Genomic DNA, 18,003 nt, shown 5'->3' with positions numbered 1-18,003 from the left:
CGGCGGTGGGTTGATACTATAAAAAATATAGCTGCTGGCGCTTGTATACAGGGCGCTGGAGGCCAGAAAGACTGAAAACTATGGCGCTGATCCGTTCCATCATCCACATGCTGTGGATGGCCATCACCGTGGTGCCCTACACCCTGGCCATCGTGCTGGGTTCGTTGTTCGGGATGCGCGGCACGTCGCTGTACCGCATTGCCCGCGCCTGGCTGTCGCTTTGTGTGCACAGCGCTCGTCCGCTGCTGGGCATCCAGTACCGCGTCACCGGCATGGAGCACCTGCCCCAGGGCGAGAAAAGCGGTGCGGTGTTGCTGTGCAAGCACCAGTCCACGTACGAGACGTTTTTGATGCCAGCCATCATGCCGCACCCCCTGGCCTACGTGTTCAAGAAAGAGCTGCTGTACGTGCCGTTCTTTGGCTGGTCCATCGGGCGGCTGGACATGATCCACATCGACCGCAGCTTGCGCGCCAAGGCGTTCAACAAGGTGGTGCAGCAGGGCAAGGCGCTGCTGGCCAAAGGCACCTGGGTCATCATGTTCCCCGAAGGCACACGCGTGGAGCGCGGGCAAAAGGGCCAGTACAAGAGCGGCGGTACGCGGCTGGCGATTGACACCGGCGTGCCCGTGATTCCGATTGCCGTCACATCGGCCAAGGTGTGGCCCCGCAAGGCCTTCATCAAAAAGCCGGGCGTGGTGGATGTGTCCATTGGCCCCGCCATTGCCTCGGCCGGCCGCCAGCCCGACGAGCTGATGCGCGAGGTGGAAGCGTGGATCGAGGCCGAAATGCGCCGCCTCGACCCCGAAGCCTATCCCGCAGAGCCCCAGCCCCTGGCCGCGCCCGCACAGGGCGGCAGCGCCGACTGAACTCGCTTCGCGCAACCCTGCCATGCGCCAGCACCCCGCACAACGCCACCCGCTGGTGCCCGCCGTTGACGGCCCCAGCGCATGGCGTGGCCCGCGCGTGGCGGCTGGCAGCCTTTGATGAAGCGCCTGGTGCAGTTGGCCCTGGATTTTTTTGACGCCGCGGCAGGGGCGCGTGGCACAGCGCAACCGCCCGCCGCTTCGCCTGCACACCAGCGCAGCGGCACTCAGCCCAGCGTGCCTGGCCCCTCGGGTTTGAAGCAAAAAGTGCCTGCAAGGCGCACCCGCAAAGCGCCGCCAGCTCCTGAAAAAATAGCAAACTCTGCACCGCCCACGGCGCCATTGCCAACGTTGTTGGCCCCTGCTGAATTCCGCCACCCCCAGGCCAACCGCGAGGTGCTGCTGGGCGACGCCCTGGTGGCCTATGCCCTGCACCGCTCGCGCCGCCGCACCATTGGTTTCACCGTGGGGGCGGATGGCTTGGCCGTGCGCGCCCCCAGCTGGGTGGCCCTGTCGGCCGTGGACACCGTGCTGCGCCAACGCAGCGCCTGGGTGATGACCAAGCTGGTGCAGGCGCGCGAGCGCCAGCAGCGCCTGGAAAGCGGCCGCATTGTGTGGGCCGATGGCGTGCAGCTGCCTTACCTGGGCCAGCCCCTGCAGGTGGTGCTGGATGCCACGCAAAGCCGCAGCGGCCGGGGCGGGGTCCTGCATGCTGCCGCGCCCGACACCCCGGCGCGGCTGGTGATTGGCCTGCCGGCAGATGCCAGTGCCACGCAGATCCGCGATGCCGTGCTGGCCTGGCTGATGCGCGATGCGCGCCGCCACTTCACCGAGCGGCTGGACCATTTCGCGCCGCTGCTGGGTGTGCAGTGGACCAGCCTGCGCCTGTCCAGCGCCGAAACCCGCTGGGGCAGCGCCAAGGCCGATGGCTCCATTCGCCTGAACTGGCGCCTGCTGCACTACCGCCCCGCCGTCATCGACTACGTGGTGGCGCACGAACTGGCCCACCTGCGCGTGATGGACCACAGCCCGCGCTTTTGGAACACCGTGGCCACCGTGGTGCCCGACTATGCCGCGCTGCGCAACCAGCTGCGTGAAGAGCCCGCGCCCCTGTGGTGATGGCGCGCTGCCGCAGCCACACCGCTTTTCAAAACAAGCCCGACTGAACCGACCGAATGGAAAGGATTGCACCCATGACCTCATCTGCTACCCCCACCGTGATCCCCGCTGAAGGCTACGCCGGCGACGTCACCCCCCAGCAAGCCTGGCAGTGGGTGCAGGAAGGCAAGGCCGTGCTGGTGGATGTGCGCAGTTCGGCCGAAATGGAATGGGTGGGCCGCGTGCCCGGCGCTGCCGCCGTGCCGTGGAAGCAATGGCCCGGCATGGCCATGAACCCCGACTTTGATGCCCAGCTGCGCGCGGCCGTGCCCGCCGGGCAAAGCGCCGTGCTGCTGTGCCGCAGCGGCGTGCGCTCCATTGCCGCCGCCAAACGGGCTACCGAACTGGGGCTCACCGCCTACAACATTCTGGAAGGCTTTGAGGGCGACCCGGACGACAACGGCCAGCGCGGCAAAAAGGGCGGCTGGCGCTTTCGTGGCCTGCCCTGGCGGCAGGGCTGATCGCCCGGCCTGAGGCGGCGCCCCTGCAGGGGCTTGGCACTCTGGCATCGGCCAAAGATGAAATGAGTGCTCCTAAAAAAAGAGCTGCCAGCGCTTGTGTATCAAGCGCTGGCAGCTCTTTTTGCTTAAAAAATACCGATCACTGCGCCAGGGGTGGAATGCGCAGCTTCTGGCCAGGGTAGATCTTGTCGGGGTGGCTCAGCATGGGCTTGTTTGCCTCGAAAATCACGGGGTACTTGTTGGCGTCGCCGTAGAACTTCTTGGCAATGGCCGACAGGGTGTCGCCGCGCACCACGTCGTGGTACTGGGCTTCGGGCGAGGGGGCCGACACGGCCATCAGGTTGTCCACGTCTTTCACACTGGCCACGTTGCCGCAGCACAGGGTGACTTTTTCCTTGGCTTCCTGCGTGGGGGCCTGGCCTTGAACCACCACCTTGCCGCTGGCGCCGTCAAACGCCACCTGCACGCCCTGCACCCCCAGGTTTTGCGAGGCGATATAGGCCTCAATGGCGCGCGCAGCCTTGTCGTTCAGGTCTTGCAAGGGGGCCGGGTTGCTGGCCGCTTGCGCCGCTGCGGCCTCCACCTCTTTGCCGCCAAACAGCTTTTCACCCGCTTCTTTGATAAAACTGAAAAGACCCATGAGATACCTCCTAGTGTAGCCAACATTGGAAAGGCCACTGTAGACCGAGTGTGCGACAAATGGGTGTAGGCCAAGCGCGCATGAAAATTGTTGGCAATCACACGGTGCGGCTTGCAGCTTGCCCTGGCCTGCCGTGGCGGCCATTTCGTTCAGCGGGTGACAGTGCCTGTATCTTTGTGTACCCCCTGTGCAGGGGGCTTGGCAAAACTCGGGATAATCCGCGCCATGACATTTTTGGCCATCGACGTCGGCAACACCCGTCTCAAGTGGGCGTTGTACGACGCTCACCGCCCCGGCGCAGCGCTCATCGCGCATGGTGCCGAGTTCCTCGACCACATCGACCGCCTGGCCGAAAGCAGCTGGGCCCAATTGCCTGTGCCCACGCGCATGCTGGGCTGCGTGGTGGCAGGGGACGCTGCCAAGCGCCGGGTGCAGGAGCAGATGGAGCAAATGGTGCGCTGGGACGTGGAGCCGCAATGGGTGGTGTCGTCGGCCGAAGAGGCGGGGCTTACCAACGGCTACGACCACCCTTCGCGCCTGGGGTCAGACCGCTGGGTGGCGATGGTGGGCGCGCGCCACCATGTGCTGGCCCGGGGCCCGGCACGGCCCCTGGTGGTGGTGATGGTGGGCACCGCCGTGACGGTGGAATGCATTGATGTGGACGGCAAGTTCCTGGGCGGCCTCATCCTGCCGGGCCACGGCATCATGCTGCGGGCACTGGAAACCGGCACCGCTGGCCTGCATGTGCCCACGGGCGAGGTGCGCCCCTTTCCCACCAACACCAGTGATGCCCTGACCAGCGGCGGCACCTACGCCATTGCCGGCGCGGTGGAGCGCATGTACCAGCACCTGCTGCAGCACAGCGGCCAGGAGCCCGCCTGCATCATGACCGGCGGCGCGGGCTGGAAGATGGCGCCGAGCATGACCCGGCCTTTCGAGCTGGTGGACAACCTGATTTTTGACGGCCTGCTCGAAATCGCCTCGCGCCGCTTTGGCGCCTGAGCGGGTCAGCGGCAGGTAGCCGCTGGTAGCTGCTGCGGTGTGGGGCTTGCTCAGCTTTCCTCGTGCAGCTCGGCCCGTGCCATGGCCACGTGCAGCTCTTCCATCGCGTCCATCGGCTGGCAGACTGCGGCGCGTTCATACAGCGCGGTGGCTTCGTCAATGCGTTCGTCGCCTTCGAGCATGACCAGGGCGTTGGCGTAGTCCACTATGCCAATGGCCGAGCCGGGTTGCAAGGCCAGCGCTTCTTCAAACAGCTGCAGGCCAACTTCTTTCTTGGCGCCATAGGTCATGCCGCCCACCATCGCCCCCACTTTGTCGATGACTTCTGCGTGGAAGGTGCCCAGCGCAATGCGCGCTTCCACATGCCGGGGCGACAGGGCAATGGCTTTTTCCAGCGATTCTTTCACCTGCTGGCCGAGCCCCTGCGCCAGGGCCTTGGCCACGCTGATGCCCTGGCAGTAGCGGCCCAGGGCGTAGGCGTTCCAGTACCAGGCGTTGGCGTGCTGCGCGTTGGCGGCAGCCTGTGCCTGGGCACGCTCGGCAATCTGCATGAACAGCCCGAGCCGCGTTTGCTCGCGCGGCTCCAGGTAGGTGGCGTACACCGCCGTGGCCTTGTTGGCAGCCGTGATGCCCGCGCCGCCTGCGGCCAGGCCTGCTTCTACCGCTTTTTGAAACTCGCCGTTATGGAACAGCGCCCAGGCGTGCAGCACGGCGGGGTCCTGGGGCAGGGGCTCCGCGTCTCCCAGGTGCAGCTGGCTCCATTGCTGCTGCACACGGGTGGCATCCCAGGCGTAGTCGCCTGCGTGGGGGAAGGGGGTCCAAGGTGCCATGGGTGTCTCCGTCATGTTGTTGTTGATCGTGTGGTGGCGAGTCAGCCCGCCGGTGGGGCATAGGCCTGCGCCAGGGCTTGCAAATGGGCACGCTGCGTGGCTTCCAGGTAGGGCTCCAGCAAGTTGAGCACATGCCGCGCGCCGCGCAGCAGGGCATGGTGGGCGTTGCCGGGTTCCAGCGCATGGCGCGGGTCGCGCACGTATTCGTAGCTGAGCCAGTAGGTCAGTACCACCACCATGCTGGTGGCGGTGGTGGGCAAGGCCGCACGGGTCTCGGGCCCGGGGAGCAGCGCCTGTGCTTGCTGCATGCCTTCCAGCATGGTGTGCACTGCCTTTTCCTTGCGGTGCAGCACCGCCTGGAAATGGGTTTCCAGGCGGCGGTTTTTGGACAGCAGGTCGTTGAGGTCGCGGTACAGAAACCGGTATTCCCAGATCAGCTCGAACAGGGTGTGCAGGAAGAACCAGGCGTCTTCCACGTTGTGCACGCTGTCGCTGGCCTGCAGCAGCCCATTCAGCGCCTCTTCGTACTGGTCGAACAGGGTGTTGATCAGCGCGTCTTTGGCTGGGTAGTGGTAATACAGGTTGCCGGGGCTGATGCCCAGCTCGGCAGAAATGGCGGTGGTGGACACATTGGGCTCGCCGAACCGGTTGAACAGGTCCAGTGTCACTTCCAGAATGCGTTGCGCCGTGCGGCGTGGCGCTTTCTTAGCCATGGGAGTTGCCCTTTTCGCGCTGAGTGGGATGCGTCTGTGCCCACCACTCTAACGCAGCCCTATTTGCTGCGATGCAGCATTCATCGCAGCAATGCTTGGGGGTTTCCCGGCCAGTGTCGGCTTGGCTGCGTGCGGGCCTTGCGCGCTGGGCTTCGCGCAAGGCCGGGGCAGACGCCTACTTGGCGGCAGGCTTGCGGGCGCGGGGTGCAGCCTTTTTGGCGGGTGTGGGGGGCGTTGGCTTGCCCGCAGTTTTGCCTGCGGTCTTGGCGGTACGCGCTGCCGGGGCCTTGCGGCTTTTGGCCAATTCCTGGGTCAGCGCATCAATGCGCTCGTTCAGCGCCTGCAGGTCGCGTGCGGTGGGTATGCCCAGCCGGCCCAGGGCCTTGGCCACGCGGTCTTCAAAAATGGTTTCCAGCTTGTCCCACTGACCGGCAGCACGCGAGCCCATCTCTGTGGCTGCGCTGGTCATGCGCTGGGCGGCTTCGGTGATTTTTTCCTCTGCCACCGTCTGGGTCTTGCGCTGCATGTTCACGCCTTCCTTGACCAGCGCCTCAAACACCTTGCCGCCCTCGGCTTGCGCCTTGGAAAACGCCCCCAGCCCCGCCAGCCAGATCTGCTGGGCCGATTCCTTTACGGCGTCGCTGAACGGAACGGCGCCGGATGCCATGTCTTCGGGACCGAAGGGGAAAGACTTCTTGCTTGCCATGTAGAGCCTCCTGTGGCGGTTGGTGAACAAACACATTCCACTGTACGGCGGGTTGGGGCGCATGGGTTAGGGGCGTGTGCCTAGAAAGCGGCCAGTCTGGCGGTGCCGAGTGGCGCACCCTGGCACAAATCCTGTTACAGGCCAGGGGCCATGGATGGGATAATCGCCAGCTTCGCCTGCAGGCGTATCAACACTGCCCATCCTATGATTTTGGTAACTGGCGGCGCCGGCTTCATTGGCGCCAACTTCGTGCTCGACTGGATAGCCAACGGCGACGAGCCCGTGGTCAACCTCGACAAGCTCACCTACGCTGGCAACCTGCACAACCTCGATAGCGTGCAGGGCAACCCCCGCCACATCTTTGTGCAGGGCGACATTGGCGACACCGCCTTGCTCGAACGCCTGCTGGCCGAGCACCAGCCCCGTGCCATCGTCAACTTCGCGGCCGAATCGCATGTGGACCGATCCATCCACGGCCCCGAAGACTTCATCCAGACCAACGTCGTCGGCACTTTCAGGCTTTTAGAGGCTGCAAGGCAATACTGGCAAGCGCTGCCAGCTATCAAAAAAGAAGCATTCCGCTTCCTGCACGTCTCCACCGACGAGGTCTACGGCACCCTTTCAGCCACCGACCCCGCCTTCAGCGAAGACAACCGCTACGAGCCCAACAGCCCGTACTCGGCCAGCAAGGCTGCATCCGACCACCTGGTGCGTGCTTGGCACCACACCTACGGCCTGCCCGTGCTCACCACCAACTGCAGCAACAACTACGGCCCGCTGCACTTCCCGGAAAAACTCATCCCCCTCATGATCGTCAACGCCCTGGCAGGCAAAAACCTGCCCGTGTACGGCGACGGCATGCAAGTGCGTGACTGGCTGTACGTGCGCGACCACTGCAGCGCCATCCGCCGCGTGCTCGAAGCCGGGCGCCTGGGCGAGACCTACAACGTAGGCGGCTGGAACGAAAAGCCCAACATCGAGATCGTCAACACCGTGTGCGCCCTGCTCGACGAGCTGCGCCCCCGCGCCGACGGCCAGAGCTACAAGACGCAGATCACCTACGTCACCGATCGCCCCGGCCACGACCGCCGCTACGCCATCGATGCCCGCAAGATCGAGCGCGAGCTGGGCTGGAAGCCTGCCGAGACCTTTGACACCGGCATCCGCAAGACCGTGCAGTGGTATCTGGACAACCCTGAATGGGTGGCGCAGGTGCAATCGGGCGCCTACCGCGAATGGGTGCAAAAGCAATACCAGGCCGACCCAGCCGCAAAGGCCGTGGCATGAACATCCTGCTCTTCGGTAAAGGCGGCCAGGTTGGCTGGGAGCTGCAACGCAGCCTGGCCGTGTTGGGCCACGTCACGGCGTTGGACCACGACAGCACCGACCATTGCGGCGACTTTGCCAACCCCGAAGGCATCGCCGCCACCGTGCGCGCCCTCAAGCCTGACGTCATCGTCAACGCCGCCGCGCACACCGCTGTGGACAAGGCCGAGAGCGAGCCCGAACTGGCCCGCCTGCTCAACGCCACCACCCCCGGCGTACTCGCCCGCGAGGCCGCCGCCCTGGGCGCCTGGCTGGTGCACTACAGCACCGACTACGTGTTCGACGGCAGCGGCACCCGCCCGTGGGTGGAGGCCGACACCCCCGCGCCCCTGAGCGTGTACGGCCGCACCAAGCTCGAAGGCGAACAACTCATCCAGCAGTCCGGCGCCAAGCACCTCATCCTTCGCACCAGCTGGGTGTACGCGGCCCGCGGCGGCAACTTTGCCAAGACCATGCTGCGCCTGGCGCAAGAGCGCGAGCGCCTCACCGTCATCGACGACCAATGGGGCGCACCCACGGGTGCCGAGCTGCTGGCCGACGTGACGGCCCACGCCATCCGCCACCTGCAGCAGCGCCCGCAAGACGCGGGCCTGTACCACCTGGTGGCAGGCGGTGAGGTGACCTGGAATGGCTATGCAAAATTCGTGATTGAGCACGCCAGTAAAGCGCAGTCAGCTATCAAAATAGTAGCTAAAGAGGTCGCGCCTGTGCCCACCAGTGCCTTCCCCACGCCCGCCGTGCGCCCGCACAACTCGCGCTTGAATACGTCCAAGCTGCAAACCACCTTCGGCCTGACCTTGCCGCACTGGCAAGCCGGTGTCGAGCGCATGCTGACCGAAATCCTGTAAGCCCATCCGGACAGCGGCGCCCCTTGCGCCCTGCACCGATGGGCTGGCCCCTTGAGGACTTGCCCCATGACCCCACCCACCTCCCAGCGCAAAGGCATCATCCTGGCCGGCGGCTCTGGCACGCGCCTGCACCCGGCCACCCTGGCCATCAGCAAGCAACTGCTGCCGGTGTACGACAAGCCCATGATCTACTACCCGCTCAGCACCCTCATGCTGGCGGGCATCCGCGACATCCTCATCATCAGCACCCCTCAAGACACGCCGCGCTTTGAACAACTGCTGGGCGACGGCAGCCAATGGGGCCTGAACCTGCAATACGCCGTGCAAGCCAGCCCCGACGGCCTGGCCCAGGCCTTTGTGATCGGTGAGCAATTCGTCGGCAACTCCCCCTCAGCCCTGGTGCTGGGCGACAACATCTTCTACGGCCACGACTTCCACGAACTGCTGGGCAACGCCATGCAGCGCGAACAAGGCGCCAGCGTCTTTGCCTACCACGTGCACGACCCCGAGCGCTACGGCGTGGCCGAATTCGATGCCCAGGGCAAAGTGCTGAGCCTCGAAGAAAAGCCCCAGGCCCCCAAGTCCAGCTACGCCGTCACCGGCCTGTACTTCTATGACAACCAGGTCGTAGACCTGGCCAAGAGCCTGAAACCCTCCGCACGCGGCGAATACGAAATCACCGACCTGAACCGCCTGTATCTCGAGCAAGGCCAGCTCAACGTCGAAATCATGGGCCGGGGTTACGCTTGGCTGGACACCGGCACCCACGAAAGCCTGCTCGAAGCGGGGCAGTTCATCGCCACGCTGGAGCACCGCCAGGGCCTCAAGATTGCCTGTCCGGAAGAGATTGCGTGGCGCTATGGGTGGATTGATGCGGCTCAGCTGGAGAAGCTGGCCAAGCCGCTTGCCAAGAACGGGTATGGGCAGTACCTGCAACGAATCCTGAAAGAGACGGTGTACTGATGAAAGCAACGCGACTGGCCATTCCTGAAGTGGTGCTGATTGAACCCAAAGTGTTTGGCGACGCTCGAGGCTTTTTCTTTGAAAGCTTCAACCAGAAGGCCTTTAACGAGGCCACGGGCACCAATCACCAGTTCGTGCAGGACAACCACAGCCGCAGTGCCAAGGGTGTGCTGCGTGGCTTGCATTACCAGATCCAGCAGCCCCAGGGCAAACTTGTGCGGGTGGTGCGGGGTGCGGTGATTGATGTGGCGGTGGACATCCGCAAAAGCTCTCCTACTTTCGGCCAGTGGGTGGCCGAGGAATTGAGCGAGGACAACCACCGCCAGCTTTGGGTGCCGCCCGGATTTGCGCATGGGTTTGTGGTGCTCAGTGACATCGCCGAGTTTTTGTACAAAACCACCGACTACTATGCGCCGCAATTTGAGCGCTGCATTGCGTGGAATGACCCGGATCTGGCGATTGATTGGCGACTGGGTGGTATGACCCCGTTGCTCTCGGCCAAAGACGCAGTGGGTTTACCCTTGGCTCAGGCAGAGCTTCCATGAATCCTCACGCGATAGCATCAGCCTCCCCCATGGGGGCGGTGCGTTCCCTTTGGACAAACCGCCAATTGATTGCTCGCATGGGCCAGCGCGAAATCATCGGACGCTACAAGGGCTCGGCGATGGGGCTCGCGTGGTCGTTCATCACGCCACTGTTCATGTTGGCGATCTACACCTTCGTGTTTTCCGTAGTGTTTCAGGCGCGCTGGGGAACGAGTGAGGAGTCCAAGACCCAGTTCGCGGTGGTGCTGTTTGCCGGTTTGATTGTGCACACGCTGTTTTCCGATGTCATCAATCGGGCGCCACAGTTAGTGCTGGGTAACGTCAACTATGTCAAGAAGGTTGTGTTTCCCTTGGAAATACTGCCGGTAGTACAGCTGCTGTCTGCCACGTTCCATGCCCTGGTCAGTGTGGCGGTACTCATCGCTGCCCAGTTGGTTTTTCAAGGCAGCTTGCCGATTACCGCACTGCTTTTGCCCGTGGTGTTGCTACCGTTTTTGTTGTTGACGCTGGGGCTCGCTTGGTGCTTGGCATCCTTGGGGGTTTTTGTGCGCGATGTGGGGCAGACCATCAGCTTGGTCACTTCCGTGATGTTGTTCATGTCCCCCGTGTTTTTTCCGGTGCAATCTCTGCCACCCGCTTTGCAACCCTGGATGCACCTTAACCCTTTGACTTTTGTGATCGAGCAAGTGCGTGAGGTCGTGGTGTGGGGGCGTTTGCCTGATTGGCAGGGTTTGGCTGTTTACAGCCTTGCCTCCATAGCTACCGCCTGGCTGGGGTTTGCCTGGTTTCAGAAAACACGCAAGGGGTTTGCAGATGTCCTATGAACCCCAGGCACTGAACTCGGACAACGACGCGGTCATACAAGTCCAAGGCCTGCAAAAGTGCTTCCAGATTTATAACTCCCCAGGCCAGCGGCTGCGGCAGTTTTTGCAGCCTCGCGTGCAGCGTTGGTTGGGCCGTAACGTGCAGCGCTACTACCGGGAGTTCTGGGCCTTGCGCGATGTCTCGTTTGAAATTCGTAAAGGCCAGACTGTAGGCATCATTGGTCGAAACGGCTCGGGTAAATCCACCCTGTTGCAGATGATCTGCGGCACCCTGCATCCCACAGCAGGGCATGTGGAAGTGCGTGGCCGTGTGGCTGCGCTGTTGGAGTTGGGTTCAGGCTTCAATCCAGAGTTCACTGGCCGCGAGAATGTCTTTTTCAATGCCGGTGTCCTTGGCCAGAGCGAAGAGCGCACGCGCGAAAAATTTGCCGATATCGAAGCTTTTGCTGACATCGGTGAATTCATGGATCAGCCGGTCAAAACCTACTCCAGCGGCATGTTGGTGCGCTTGGCATTTGCTGTGATTGCGCATGTGGATGCGGACATCCTGGTCATCGACGAGGCACTCGCTGTGGGGGATGCCTTCTTTACCCAGAAGTGCATGCGCTTTTTGCGCAGTTTCATGCAGCAGGGCACGGTGCTTTTCGTCAGCCATGACACCGCAGCGGTGAAAAGCCTGTGCGATAAGGTGATCTGGATAGAAAAGGGCCAACTCGTTGAGAGTGGTCCGGCCAAGGAAGTTTGTGATTTGTATCTGCAGGCTTTCTACGAGGAGCAGCAAGGCAAGAGTGCCGAGCCCGTGGTTCGCCCATCAGGCGCACGCCTTGACGCTACCGCCTTGCCTTTTCATGATCAGCGCCGCGACTTTCTGAACGCCAGCCCTTTGCGCAATGACATCCGGGTGTTCGAGTTCCAGCCAGACTCCGCATCATTTGGTGAGCGAGGCGGGGAGATCACCAATGTGCAGTTTCTGGACAGGCAGGGCCGCCCTTTGAATTGGGTGGTAGGAGGAGAATCGGTCAGCCTGAAGGTGGAAGCCATTTGCCATCGGCCTCTGCGCTCTCCGATCATCGGGTTTTATGTGAACGACCGAACAGGGCAGGCGCTTTTTGGTGACAACACCTATCTGGCCTACCTGGGTACTGCTCCCGCTTGCCGTGCTGGTGAAACGGTCTGTGCCACCTTTTCATTCGAAATGCCTCGAATGCCCGTGGGTGACTACACAATCACCGTCGCGCTTGCTGACGGAACACAACAGGAGCATGTGCAGCACCACTGGATGCACGATGCGCTCCAGTTCAAATCAGAATCAACCAGTGCATCTGCCGGGTTGGTCGGTATCCCGATGCGCCGGATTTCTCTAGACGTTTTGCCAGCCAACTTGCCGTAGGCTGGGAATGGCCTTGAATGTTGCGCGACTCTATGTCTTACAAAAAATGAACAATACAGATTTGGCCGTTTCACTGGTAGAGCCACGGCGTTTGGTGCTACCCAACCCTTGGGCGGGGCACATTCCTTTTGCCGCGTGGCTTATCCACCAAATCAAACCCAGGGTTTTGGTCGAGCTGGGTACGCACACAGGCAATTCCTACTGTGCCTTTTGTCAGTCCATCGAAGAGGCGTCTTCCCCAACCAAGGCCTACGCAGTAGATACATGGCAGGGCGATGAGCATGCTGGTCGCTACGACGACAGCGTCTACGAGCAGTTGCGTGCATACCATGACCCCTTGTACGGCAGCTTTTCCACGCTGCTCCGAAAAACCTTCGATCAGGCCTTGGAAGACTTTGCTCCTGGAAGTGTCGATTTATTGCACATTGATGGCTTGCACACCTACGAGGCAGTCAAACATGATTTCGAAACATGGTTGCCGAAGCTGTCTGACCGTGGTGTAGTACTTTTTCATGACACCTGCGTCCATCGTGATGATTTCGGTGTTCATCGGCTTTGGCAAGAGCTGGCGCAGCAATACCCAGGCTTTAACTTCACGCACTCCAACGGTTTGGGCGTTCTGCTGGTGGGAACGGACAGGCACCCCAGTCTGGCTTCCATGGCAGAGCAGGCGGGCAATTCCCACTGGGAGGTGATGCGCAAACTATTTGCTCGGTTGGGTGCTGAGTTCGAATTACGCTTAACCAACCAGTTTCTTTCCGATCGGTGTGAACACCTGACGCAGGCCATTGACGACCGAGACGCGACATCTTTGAAGCTGTACGCAGCGATTGAGGACGCGCAAAAAGAGACTTTGAACCTGCATCAGGTGATCAGCGCAAGAGAATCGGCCCTGAGAGACCTTCACCGGGCCGCCGCGGAAAACGAGGCAGCGCAACAGCAACATTTCTTGCAGGTACAAGAATCGCAACAGGCCGTGATTGAGTCTCAGCGAGCGTCTATTCATTCGCTGCGCGTGGAGCTGGATGGGATGTTGCAGTCAAAGTCCTGGCGACTCACCCGACCATTGCGAGGTTTTCGCCGCGTCTTGGGGCGCCTGGTTGCGAAGACCAGGGCGTCTCGCCCCAAGCGGGCGCTGGACATGCTGCGCGAACAATTAAGGCGGCACGGCCCCATTGGGGTGCTCCGGCGTACTCCGTACTACTGGCGTCAGTTGCGTGCGCGCCCTGGCTTGCTGATGGGGCAGGGCGTGCTGTCTCACGCGCCAGAGTTCCTTCACGCTAACAGCATGAAGCGGGAGTTGCGCCTGCACCCTGAGTTACTGCCGTCGCCTTTGTCGCATCCCGATATCAGCATTTCTGTGGTCATTCCCACTCTGAATGCGGGCCAAGAGTTTGGGTGGCTTCTTCAGAAGCTGTTTGCTCAAAAAGGCATAGGTCGCATTGAAGTCGTTGTGGTGGACTCCGGCTCGAAAGATGGCACGGTGAGTACCGCTAAAAATGCGGGCTGTGTGGTGGTGGAAATATTGCCATCAGAGTTCTCCCACAGTTATGCCCGCAATCGCGGGGCTGACGCTGCCAGTGGCGACTATCTTCTGTTCATGGTTCAAGACGCCTACCCCATCGGCGACCGTTGGATGGCGGGCATGGTCCAGTTTCTTCGTGACCATGCAGAAGACAAAGTGGTGGCCGCATCGTGTGCTGAGTACAGCCGCAGCGACAGCGATGTCATGTATGACTCCATGATTCATACGCACTACCAATTCCTCGGTTGCTTGGATTACGACCGTATTGGAGAGTTGCGCGATTCTGGACATGCATCGTTGCGCTCCCAGGGGCAGTTGAGCGATGTCTCCTGCATGATCGGGCGTGATGTATTCCAGCAGTATCGCTACCGCGGCGACTATGCCGAGGACTTGGACCTCGGCATTCGGCTGATCCAGGACGGCTACCGCGTGGCAATGCTCGCCTCCGTCAAGGTAATTCACTCGCACAACCGGCCTGCGTACTACTACCTTAAGCGGTCGTTTGTCGACGTGGTCTTTCTCGTGGGTCTGTTTCCTGATTTCGAGTACCCCCGCATCCACTCCCAACGCGGGCTTTTTGCCGGTGTGCTCTCGATGGCGGTGCATTTGTCGCGGTGGTTGGCGGCGCCTCTATCCGCAGAAGGCCAAAGCGTTGCAGTCATGCTGCGCCAATGGAGTGACGAATGGCGTGGCAAATTTGCACGCATCGAAACCCAGGGAGAGTTGCAGTTGGGTGACTCTCGTCTTGACGCCTGGCTGCAGCAGTTCCGTCAGCAGCAGTTGAATTTGCCGGGGCAGCGGCTCAGTGCAGATGAATCCAAAGAGGCACAGCGGTTCTTGGACGCATTTTTGGGGCGCCTGGACCACTTTGCCCACTTTGCCGGGCAAACCTACGGCCCTTCTTCCGATGTATTGATGAACGAGTTGCGCCAGGGCATCGTCAAGATTTATGCGTCGGCCGCAGGTTCTGCGCTGGCCTTCATGTATTTGGACGTGAAGGCCCAGCATTGCGAGGGCGATGCTGCGGCCGCCCAAAGTATCTACTCAGACTTGAAGGCAGGCGTTTGATGCGCATCGTTTTTGTTCTCCACCAGTTCTATCCAGAGTTTTCTGGCGGTACCGAGCGCGTGGTTCTCAACCTCGCCCGTTGTGCCCAGCGGGCTGGTCACTACGTGCATGTATTGGCGTGCACCATGCGCGACCCAGCCCCTGCGGGCAAGTCTTCTGGCGCATTGGCCGGCGCGCATCACGAGATATATCAGGGTGTGCCAGTCACACTCATTCCCCGATCGCTGCTACCCGCATCTGGCGACTTGGGTTTTGATGTGGCTCCTGCGATGGTGGATCAGGTGCGCGACTGGATGCGTGCGGAACGCTTTGAGCTGGTTCATGTGTTTCATACCCTGCGCATGGCCTCTGCACTGCTGGCTGCCCAGCAGTGCGGACTGCCTTATGTGGTCACACTGACAGACTTCTTTGTCGGCTGCTATCGCATCAATGCAATCAACGCTCAGGGCCAGCCCTGCTCTGGCCCTGACGAGGGCAGGAACTGTGCGCGTGACTGCCTGGTTCCTGAATGGACAGAGTCCGCCTTGTTGCAGCGACACCAACTCGCCAGGGCCTTGCTGCAAGGGGCGATAGAGCGCGTCGTGCCCTCGGAATACGTCGCCGAATTTTTCAGGGCAGCCTTCCCTGAGCTTCCTTTGCGGGTGATTCCGCACGGCATTGATTTTCTGGCGCTGATGGGCAATGGACAGAGTGTTGTCCACGATCATGAAGACCTTGCGCCAGAGGCGCCCATCACGCTGGGGTACGTGGGTGCGATCGTTGCGCAAAAGGGCCTGCATATATTGTTGCAGGCACTGCAGCGTGTGCCATCTGAACGTCTGCGGTTGCGGGTGGTCGGCGGCTTTTACGGCGATCCAGTGCACCAACAAGACATTCGCAACATGATGGCAGCAGATTCCCGGGTGGAGTGGGTGGGGCAGGTGCCTCCGGGCGACGTCGCTGCGGTGCTAAAGCAGGTCGATCTCTTGTGCCTTCCTTCCGTCGTGCCTGAGTCATTTTCCCTGGTATTGCACGAAGCGGCAGTCCTGGGTGTCCCCGCACTCGTCTCAGACCTGGGGGCGCCTCCGGCAAAGATTAAGGCCCACGGAGGGGGGCGCGTTGTGGCTGCGGGTGACGTGAATGCCTGGGCGCAGGCCCTCACAGAAATCCTTGAGGTGCCCGACACACTGCCATCATGGCGAACCGGTATGCGCCTGCCTTACCGAGTGGAAGAAGAGGCTTTTTTCTACGAATCCTTGTACCGCCAAGCCGTGGTTCCCCACTAAGGTATCAGCCAACACGCCTTTGAGCAGGTTCTTAGCGAAGCCGCCTGGGCAGCGCGTTCCATTGCGTGCACTGCAGGGACACGGCATGACAGAGCAACGACACCAAGGGTGTGCAAGCCGCTCTAAACCAAACCCAATAGCACGGCCAGCCAAAAAGCCCACTGCGCCGATCTGCGTTGGCGGGCGAGTCCTGCACGCAGGGCGTGGTTGAGGCGTTGTACACCGCAAGTGCTGTGCCTTGCCGCAGCAAATGATCTGGCAATACCCTTGCTTTCAATCGTGAGCAAGGGAGTCAGATCCCGCAGTGCGCCTTCTGTCGCATCGCACCACGCGCGGTAACCTCCCTTCATCAATCTACCCAACCGCTGAGCGCGCTGCAGCAAACCCTTGCGTGCGCCCACTACGTTCGCTGAGTGCTGGCGGTAAAGCAGGCACGGGTGCGGGTCAAAATGCACCTTACCTCCGCAGGCTGTCGCAGCCAGGTAGGCACTCCAGTCGTGCAGCACCATGTTGTCAGCGGCAATCCGCTTCATTGCCTGCAAGAGCGGCACATTCAGCACCATGGTGTTGCCGCTGGCGATGTTTTCCACCAACGCGTTGCACAAGGTGAGTGGGCGCCGAGGCCGAGGCGATAAATACAAGGGTCGCAACTGGGCGTCAGTCACCTGTGTTCGGGCGCAATAGAGGTTGGCCGTAGCAGGGCCTGACTGGTGCGTGTGCCAGTGCACAGCACGCTCTAGCTTGTCCCTCAGCCACACGTCGTCCTGGTCGCAAAACGCAAACAAATCGTGATCGGTGCGGGGTTGTACTGCCTGTAGCAACGCCCAAAAGTTCCGAGCAGCCCCACCCCCCTGGCCCTCAAGCAGAGTGGTTTGATCAGGGTGCCTGTGGGCAAATGCTTGCAAGACATTCCGCGTGGCATCGGTAGATCCATCATCTCTGGCCCAAAGATGCCAGTGACAAAAAGTCTGTTGCTCGATGGAGTGCAACTGCTTTGGCAGGTGCTCCGCCCCCTGGTAGGTGGCCAGCAGGATGTGGGTGGTGGTGTTCACTGACAAGCCTTCAAATAGTATTCTCGTTTTGCCGTCCGTTGGGCCTGGGGCGAAAAAAGCGCGAAAGAGGCTTTCTGATCCATGGGTACGTGACGTTTTTCAGCTTCGATAGGCTCGCGGGTTGCCTGGGTTGCTCGCACAGCGCCTTGTAAGACACAGCTAGTCTGGTGTTAGTACTTGCTCTGGCAAGCGTGACGCTGCCTGGTCATCCAGGCGGTGCCTCTAGGTAGGGGCGTTGCCTCTGCTAATCAGCGCTCACCCACTGCGTGCATCTGAAAGCACTGGGCACTGGCTTGCATACATGTCGATGTCATGTTAACAACGCAAAAAAATGCAACAGTGCCCTGCGCCAGTTTCTCGAGGCTCGGAGCGCTTGGCGATGCCCGCGAATTGTATGAAGGCTGCGAAGTGCCGTGGTTGTTCTCAGGCTGCTTCGCTCGATGCCCAATGGAAAGCAAGGTAGCAATGGCCATTCCCCATCTGTACGCACGCTGTAGCAGTCAGGCGTCACATGATGGGTGAGAGGCTTTCTGGAGGAGGGCTTCATCAATAGACTTGCCACGCCATGCGCCATGCTGGGTACAAAGTTCCGTCGCGTGTGTGAGAAAGTTGCAAAAAAGAAACAGGGCGTCGCTCTTTTGTCTTGGCTGCGGTGGTGTCTGAGCGCAAACCGTCTCTATAATGACTTCACCGTGGAGGGGGTGGTTTGCGCTATGCTCCTTCCGGATTTCAGGCAAGCTGGGGTGTACTCTGGCGAGGACCCGAAAGCTGAACCAATGGGATGGACGCCCCCACCCTAAACGGCATCGAAAGTGCCACAGTGG

Annotated in this window: 17 protein-coding genes; 12 read left to right on the top strand and 5 right to left on the bottom strand. The window is 61.3% G+C overall.

Features of this window, described 5'->3' with window-relative positions:
* Nucleotides 1-80 precede the first annotated feature (80 nt).
* From AADJ04_RS13835 to AADJ04_RS13825, 3 genes are all read left to right on the top strand, one after another.
* Nucleotides 81-866, top strand: a complete 786-nt coding sequence (locus AADJ04_RS13835; protein WP_066694152.1) for a lysophospholipid acyltransferase family protein — start codon at nucleotides 81-83, stop codon at nucleotides 864-866.
* A gap of 117 nt (nucleotides 867-983) precedes the next feature.
* Nucleotides 984-1,982: a YgjP-like metallopeptidase domain-containing protein gene (locus AADJ04_RS13830; RefSeq protein ID WP_341239970.1), complete on the top strand. Its 999-nt coding sequence runs from the start codon at nucleotides 984-986 to the stop codon at nucleotides 1,980-1,982.
* Between the two features lie 56 nt (nucleotides 1,983-2,038).
* Entirely contained in the window at nucleotides 2,039-2,482 is a 444-nt protein-coding gene (locus AADJ04_RS13825) for a rhodanese-like domain-containing protein (protein WP_044395698.1), read from the top strand.
* A 139-nt stretch (nucleotides 2,483-2,621) separates the two neighbouring features.
* Here AADJ04_RS13825 and lysM read toward each other — a convergent pair whose 3' ends face one another.
* Nucleotides 2,622-3,122, bottom strand: coding sequence for a peptidoglycan-binding protein LysM (lysM, locus tag AADJ04_RS13820; protein WP_341239969.1), 501 nt, complete (start codon nucleotides 3,120-3,122; stop codon nucleotides 2,622-2,624).
* Between the two features lie 225 nt (nucleotides 3,123-3,347).
* Between lysM and AADJ04_RS13815 the strand changes: the two genes are divergently transcribed.
* A complete protein-coding gene (locus AADJ04_RS13815) occupies nucleotides 3,348-4,124 on the top strand; it encodes a type III pantothenate kinase (RefSeq protein WP_044395704.1) in 777 nt (258 codons plus the stop codon).
* Nucleotides 4,125-4,174: 50 nt separating this feature from the next.
* Here the strand turns inward: AADJ04_RS13815 and AADJ04_RS13810 are convergent, their stop codons facing one another.
* From AADJ04_RS13810 to AADJ04_RS13800, 3 genes are all read right to left on the bottom strand, one after another.
* Complete coding sequence (locus AADJ04_RS13810) at nucleotides 4,175-4,954, bottom strand: hypothetical protein (RefSeq protein WP_341239968.1); 780 nt, start codon at nucleotides 4,952-4,954, stop codon at nucleotides 4,175-4,177.
* Between the two features lie 41 nt (nucleotides 4,955-4,995).
* Nucleotides 4,996-5,667, bottom strand: coding sequence for a TetR/AcrR family transcriptional regulator (locus tag AADJ04_RS13805; RefSeq protein ID WP_044395707.1), 672 nt, complete (start codon nucleotides 5,665-5,667; stop codon nucleotides 4,996-4,998).
* Between the two features lie 175 nt (nucleotides 5,668-5,842).
* Complete coding sequence (locus AADJ04_RS13800; protein ID WP_044395868.1) at nucleotides 5,843-6,334, bottom strand: phasin family protein; 492 nt, start codon at nucleotides 6,332-6,334, stop codon at nucleotides 5,843-5,845.
* 243 nt (nucleotides 6,335-6,577) lie between these two features.
* On the opposite strand from AADJ04_RS13800, the gene rfbB reads away from it, so the two are divergent.
* The 8 genes from rfbB (at nucleotide 6,578) to AADJ04_RS13760 (ending at nucleotide 16,127) form a co-directional block, all read left to right on the top strand.
* Nucleotides 6,578-7,660: a dTDP-glucose 4,6-dehydratase gene (gene rfbB, locus AADJ04_RS13795; protein WP_341239967.1), complete on the top strand. Its 1,083-nt coding sequence runs from the start codon at nucleotides 6,578-6,580 to the stop codon at nucleotides 7,658-7,660.
* Complete coding sequence (gene rfbD / locus AADJ04_RS13790) at nucleotides 7,657-8,547, top strand: dTDP-4-dehydrorhamnose reductase (protein WP_341239966.1); 891 nt, start codon at nucleotides 7,657-7,659, stop codon at nucleotides 8,545-8,547. The genes rfbB and rfbD overlap by 4 nt, the downstream gene beginning before the upstream one ends.
* A gap of 66 nt (nucleotides 8,548-8,613) precedes the next feature.
* On the top strand, nucleotides 8,614-9,510 hold the full coding sequence (gene rfbA, locus AADJ04_RS13785; RefSeq protein ID WP_198845569.1) for a glucose-1-phosphate thymidylyltransferase RfbA: 897 nt from the start codon (nucleotides 8,614-8,616) through the stop codon (nucleotides 9,508-9,510).
* Nucleotides 9,510-10,055: a dTDP-4-dehydrorhamnose 3,5-epimerase gene (gene rfbC / locus AADJ04_RS13780; protein ID WP_341239965.1), complete on the top strand. Its 546-nt coding sequence runs from the start codon at nucleotides 9,510-9,512 to the stop codon at nucleotides 10,053-10,055. The genes rfbA and rfbC overlap by 1 nt, the downstream gene beginning before the upstream one ends.
* A complete protein-coding gene (locus AADJ04_RS13775; protein ID WP_341239964.1) occupies nucleotides 10,052-10,879 on the top strand; it encodes an ABC transporter permease in 828 nt (275 codons plus the stop codon). Before rfbC ends, AADJ04_RS13775 begins: the two co-directional genes overlap by 4 nt.
* The gene (locus AADJ04_RS13770) at nucleotides 10,869-12,269 is read left to right on the top strand and encodes an ABC transporter ATP-binding protein (protein WP_341239963.1); all 1,401 of its coding nucleotides are present in this window, start codon (nucleotides 10,869-10,871) and stop codon (nucleotides 12,267-12,269) included. Before AADJ04_RS13775 ends, AADJ04_RS13770 begins: the two co-directional genes overlap by 11 nt.
* Before the next feature lie 7 nt (nucleotides 12,270-12,276).
* Nucleotides 12,277-14,862, top strand: coding sequence for a class I SAM-dependent methyltransferase (locus AADJ04_RS13765; protein WP_341239962.1), 2,586 nt, complete (start codon nucleotides 12,277-12,279; stop codon nucleotides 14,860-14,862).
* Nucleotides 14,862-16,127, top strand: a complete 1,266-nt coding sequence (locus AADJ04_RS13760) for a glycosyltransferase (protein WP_341239961.1) — start codon at nucleotides 14,862-14,864, stop codon at nucleotides 16,125-16,127. The genes AADJ04_RS13765 and AADJ04_RS13760 overlap by 1 nt, the downstream gene beginning before the upstream one ends.
* A 122-nt stretch (nucleotides 16,128-16,249) precedes the next feature.
* Here AADJ04_RS13760 and AADJ04_RS13755 read toward each other — a convergent pair whose 3' ends face one another.
* Nucleotides 16,250-17,179: a glycosyltransferase family 2 protein gene (locus AADJ04_RS13755; protein ID WP_341239960.1), complete on the bottom strand. Its 930-nt coding sequence runs from the start codon at nucleotides 17,177-17,179 to the stop codon at nucleotides 16,250-16,252.
* Nucleotides 17,180-18,003: the final 824 nt, after the last annotated feature.

Source organism: uncultured Acidovorax sp., from assembly GCF_964021665.1.
Taxonomy (GTDB): Bacteria; Pseudomonadota; Gammaproteobacteria; order Burkholderiales; family Burkholderiaceae_C; genus Acidovorax; species Acidovorax temperans.
Note: the sequence above shows the minus strand (reverse complement) of the source record. Positions and strands in the feature narration are given on the sequence as shown.

Excerpts from the sequence above, each read along its gene's own strand:
- AADJ04_RS13835 (WP_066694152.1), top strand. The coding sequence starts at position 81 with ATGGCGCTGATCCGTTCCATCATCCACATGCTGTGGATGGCCATCACC.
- AADJ04_RS13830 (WP_341239970.1), top strand. The coding sequence starts at position 984 with ATGAAGCGCCTGGTGCAGTTGGCCCTGGATTTTTTTGACGCCGCGGCA.
- AADJ04_RS13825 (WP_044395698.1), top strand. The coding sequence starts at position 2,039 with ATGGAAAGGATTGCACCCATGACCTCATCTGCTACCCCCACCGTGATC.
- lysM (WP_341239969.1), bottom strand. The coding sequence starts at position 3,122 with ATGGGTCTTTTCAGTTTTATCAAAGAAGCGGGTGAAAAGCTGTTTGGC.
- AADJ04_RS13815 (WP_044395704.1), top strand. The coding sequence starts at position 3,348 with ATGACATTTTTGGCCATCGACGTCGGCAACACCCGTCTCAAGTGGGCG.
- AADJ04_RS13810 (WP_341239968.1), bottom strand. The coding sequence starts at position 4,954 with ATGGCACCTTGGACCCCCTTCCCCCACGCAGGCGACTACGCCTGGGAT.
- AADJ04_RS13805 (WP_044395707.1), bottom strand. The coding sequence starts at position 5,667 with ATGGCTAAGAAAGCGCCACGCCGCACGGCGCAACGCATTCTGGAAGTG.
- AADJ04_RS13800 (WP_044395868.1), bottom strand. The coding sequence starts at position 6,334 with ATGGCATCCGGCGCCGTTCCGTTCAGCGACGCCGTAAAGGAATCGGCC.
- rfbB (WP_341239967.1), top strand. The coding sequence starts at position 6,578 with ATGATTTTGGTAACTGGCGGCGCCGGCTTCATTGGCGCCAACTTCGTG.
- rfbD (WP_341239966.1), top strand. The coding sequence starts at position 7,657 with ATGAACATCCTGCTCTTCGGTAAAGGCGGCCAGGTTGGCTGGGAGCTG.
- rfbA (WP_198845569.1), top strand. The coding sequence starts at position 8,614 with ATGACCCCACCCACCTCCCAGCGCAAAGGCATCATCCTGGCCGGCGGC.
- rfbC (WP_341239965.1), top strand. The coding sequence starts at position 9,510 with ATGAAAGCAACGCGACTGGCCATTCCTGAAGTGGTGCTGATTGAACCC.
- AADJ04_RS13775 (WP_341239964.1), top strand. The coding sequence starts at position 10,052 with ATGAATCCTCACGCGATAGCATCAGCCTCCCCCATGGGGGCGGTGCGT.
- AADJ04_RS13770 (WP_341239963.1), top strand. The coding sequence starts at position 10,869 with ATGTCCTATGAACCCCAGGCACTGAACTCGGACAACGACGCGGTCATA.
- AADJ04_RS13765 (WP_341239962.1), top strand. The coding sequence starts at position 12,277 with ATGGCCTTGAATGTTGCGCGACTCTATGTCTTACAAAAAATGAACAAT.
- AADJ04_RS13760 (WP_341239961.1), top strand. The coding sequence starts at position 14,862 with ATGCGCATCGTTTTTGTTCTCCACCAGTTCTATCCAGAGTTTTCTGGC.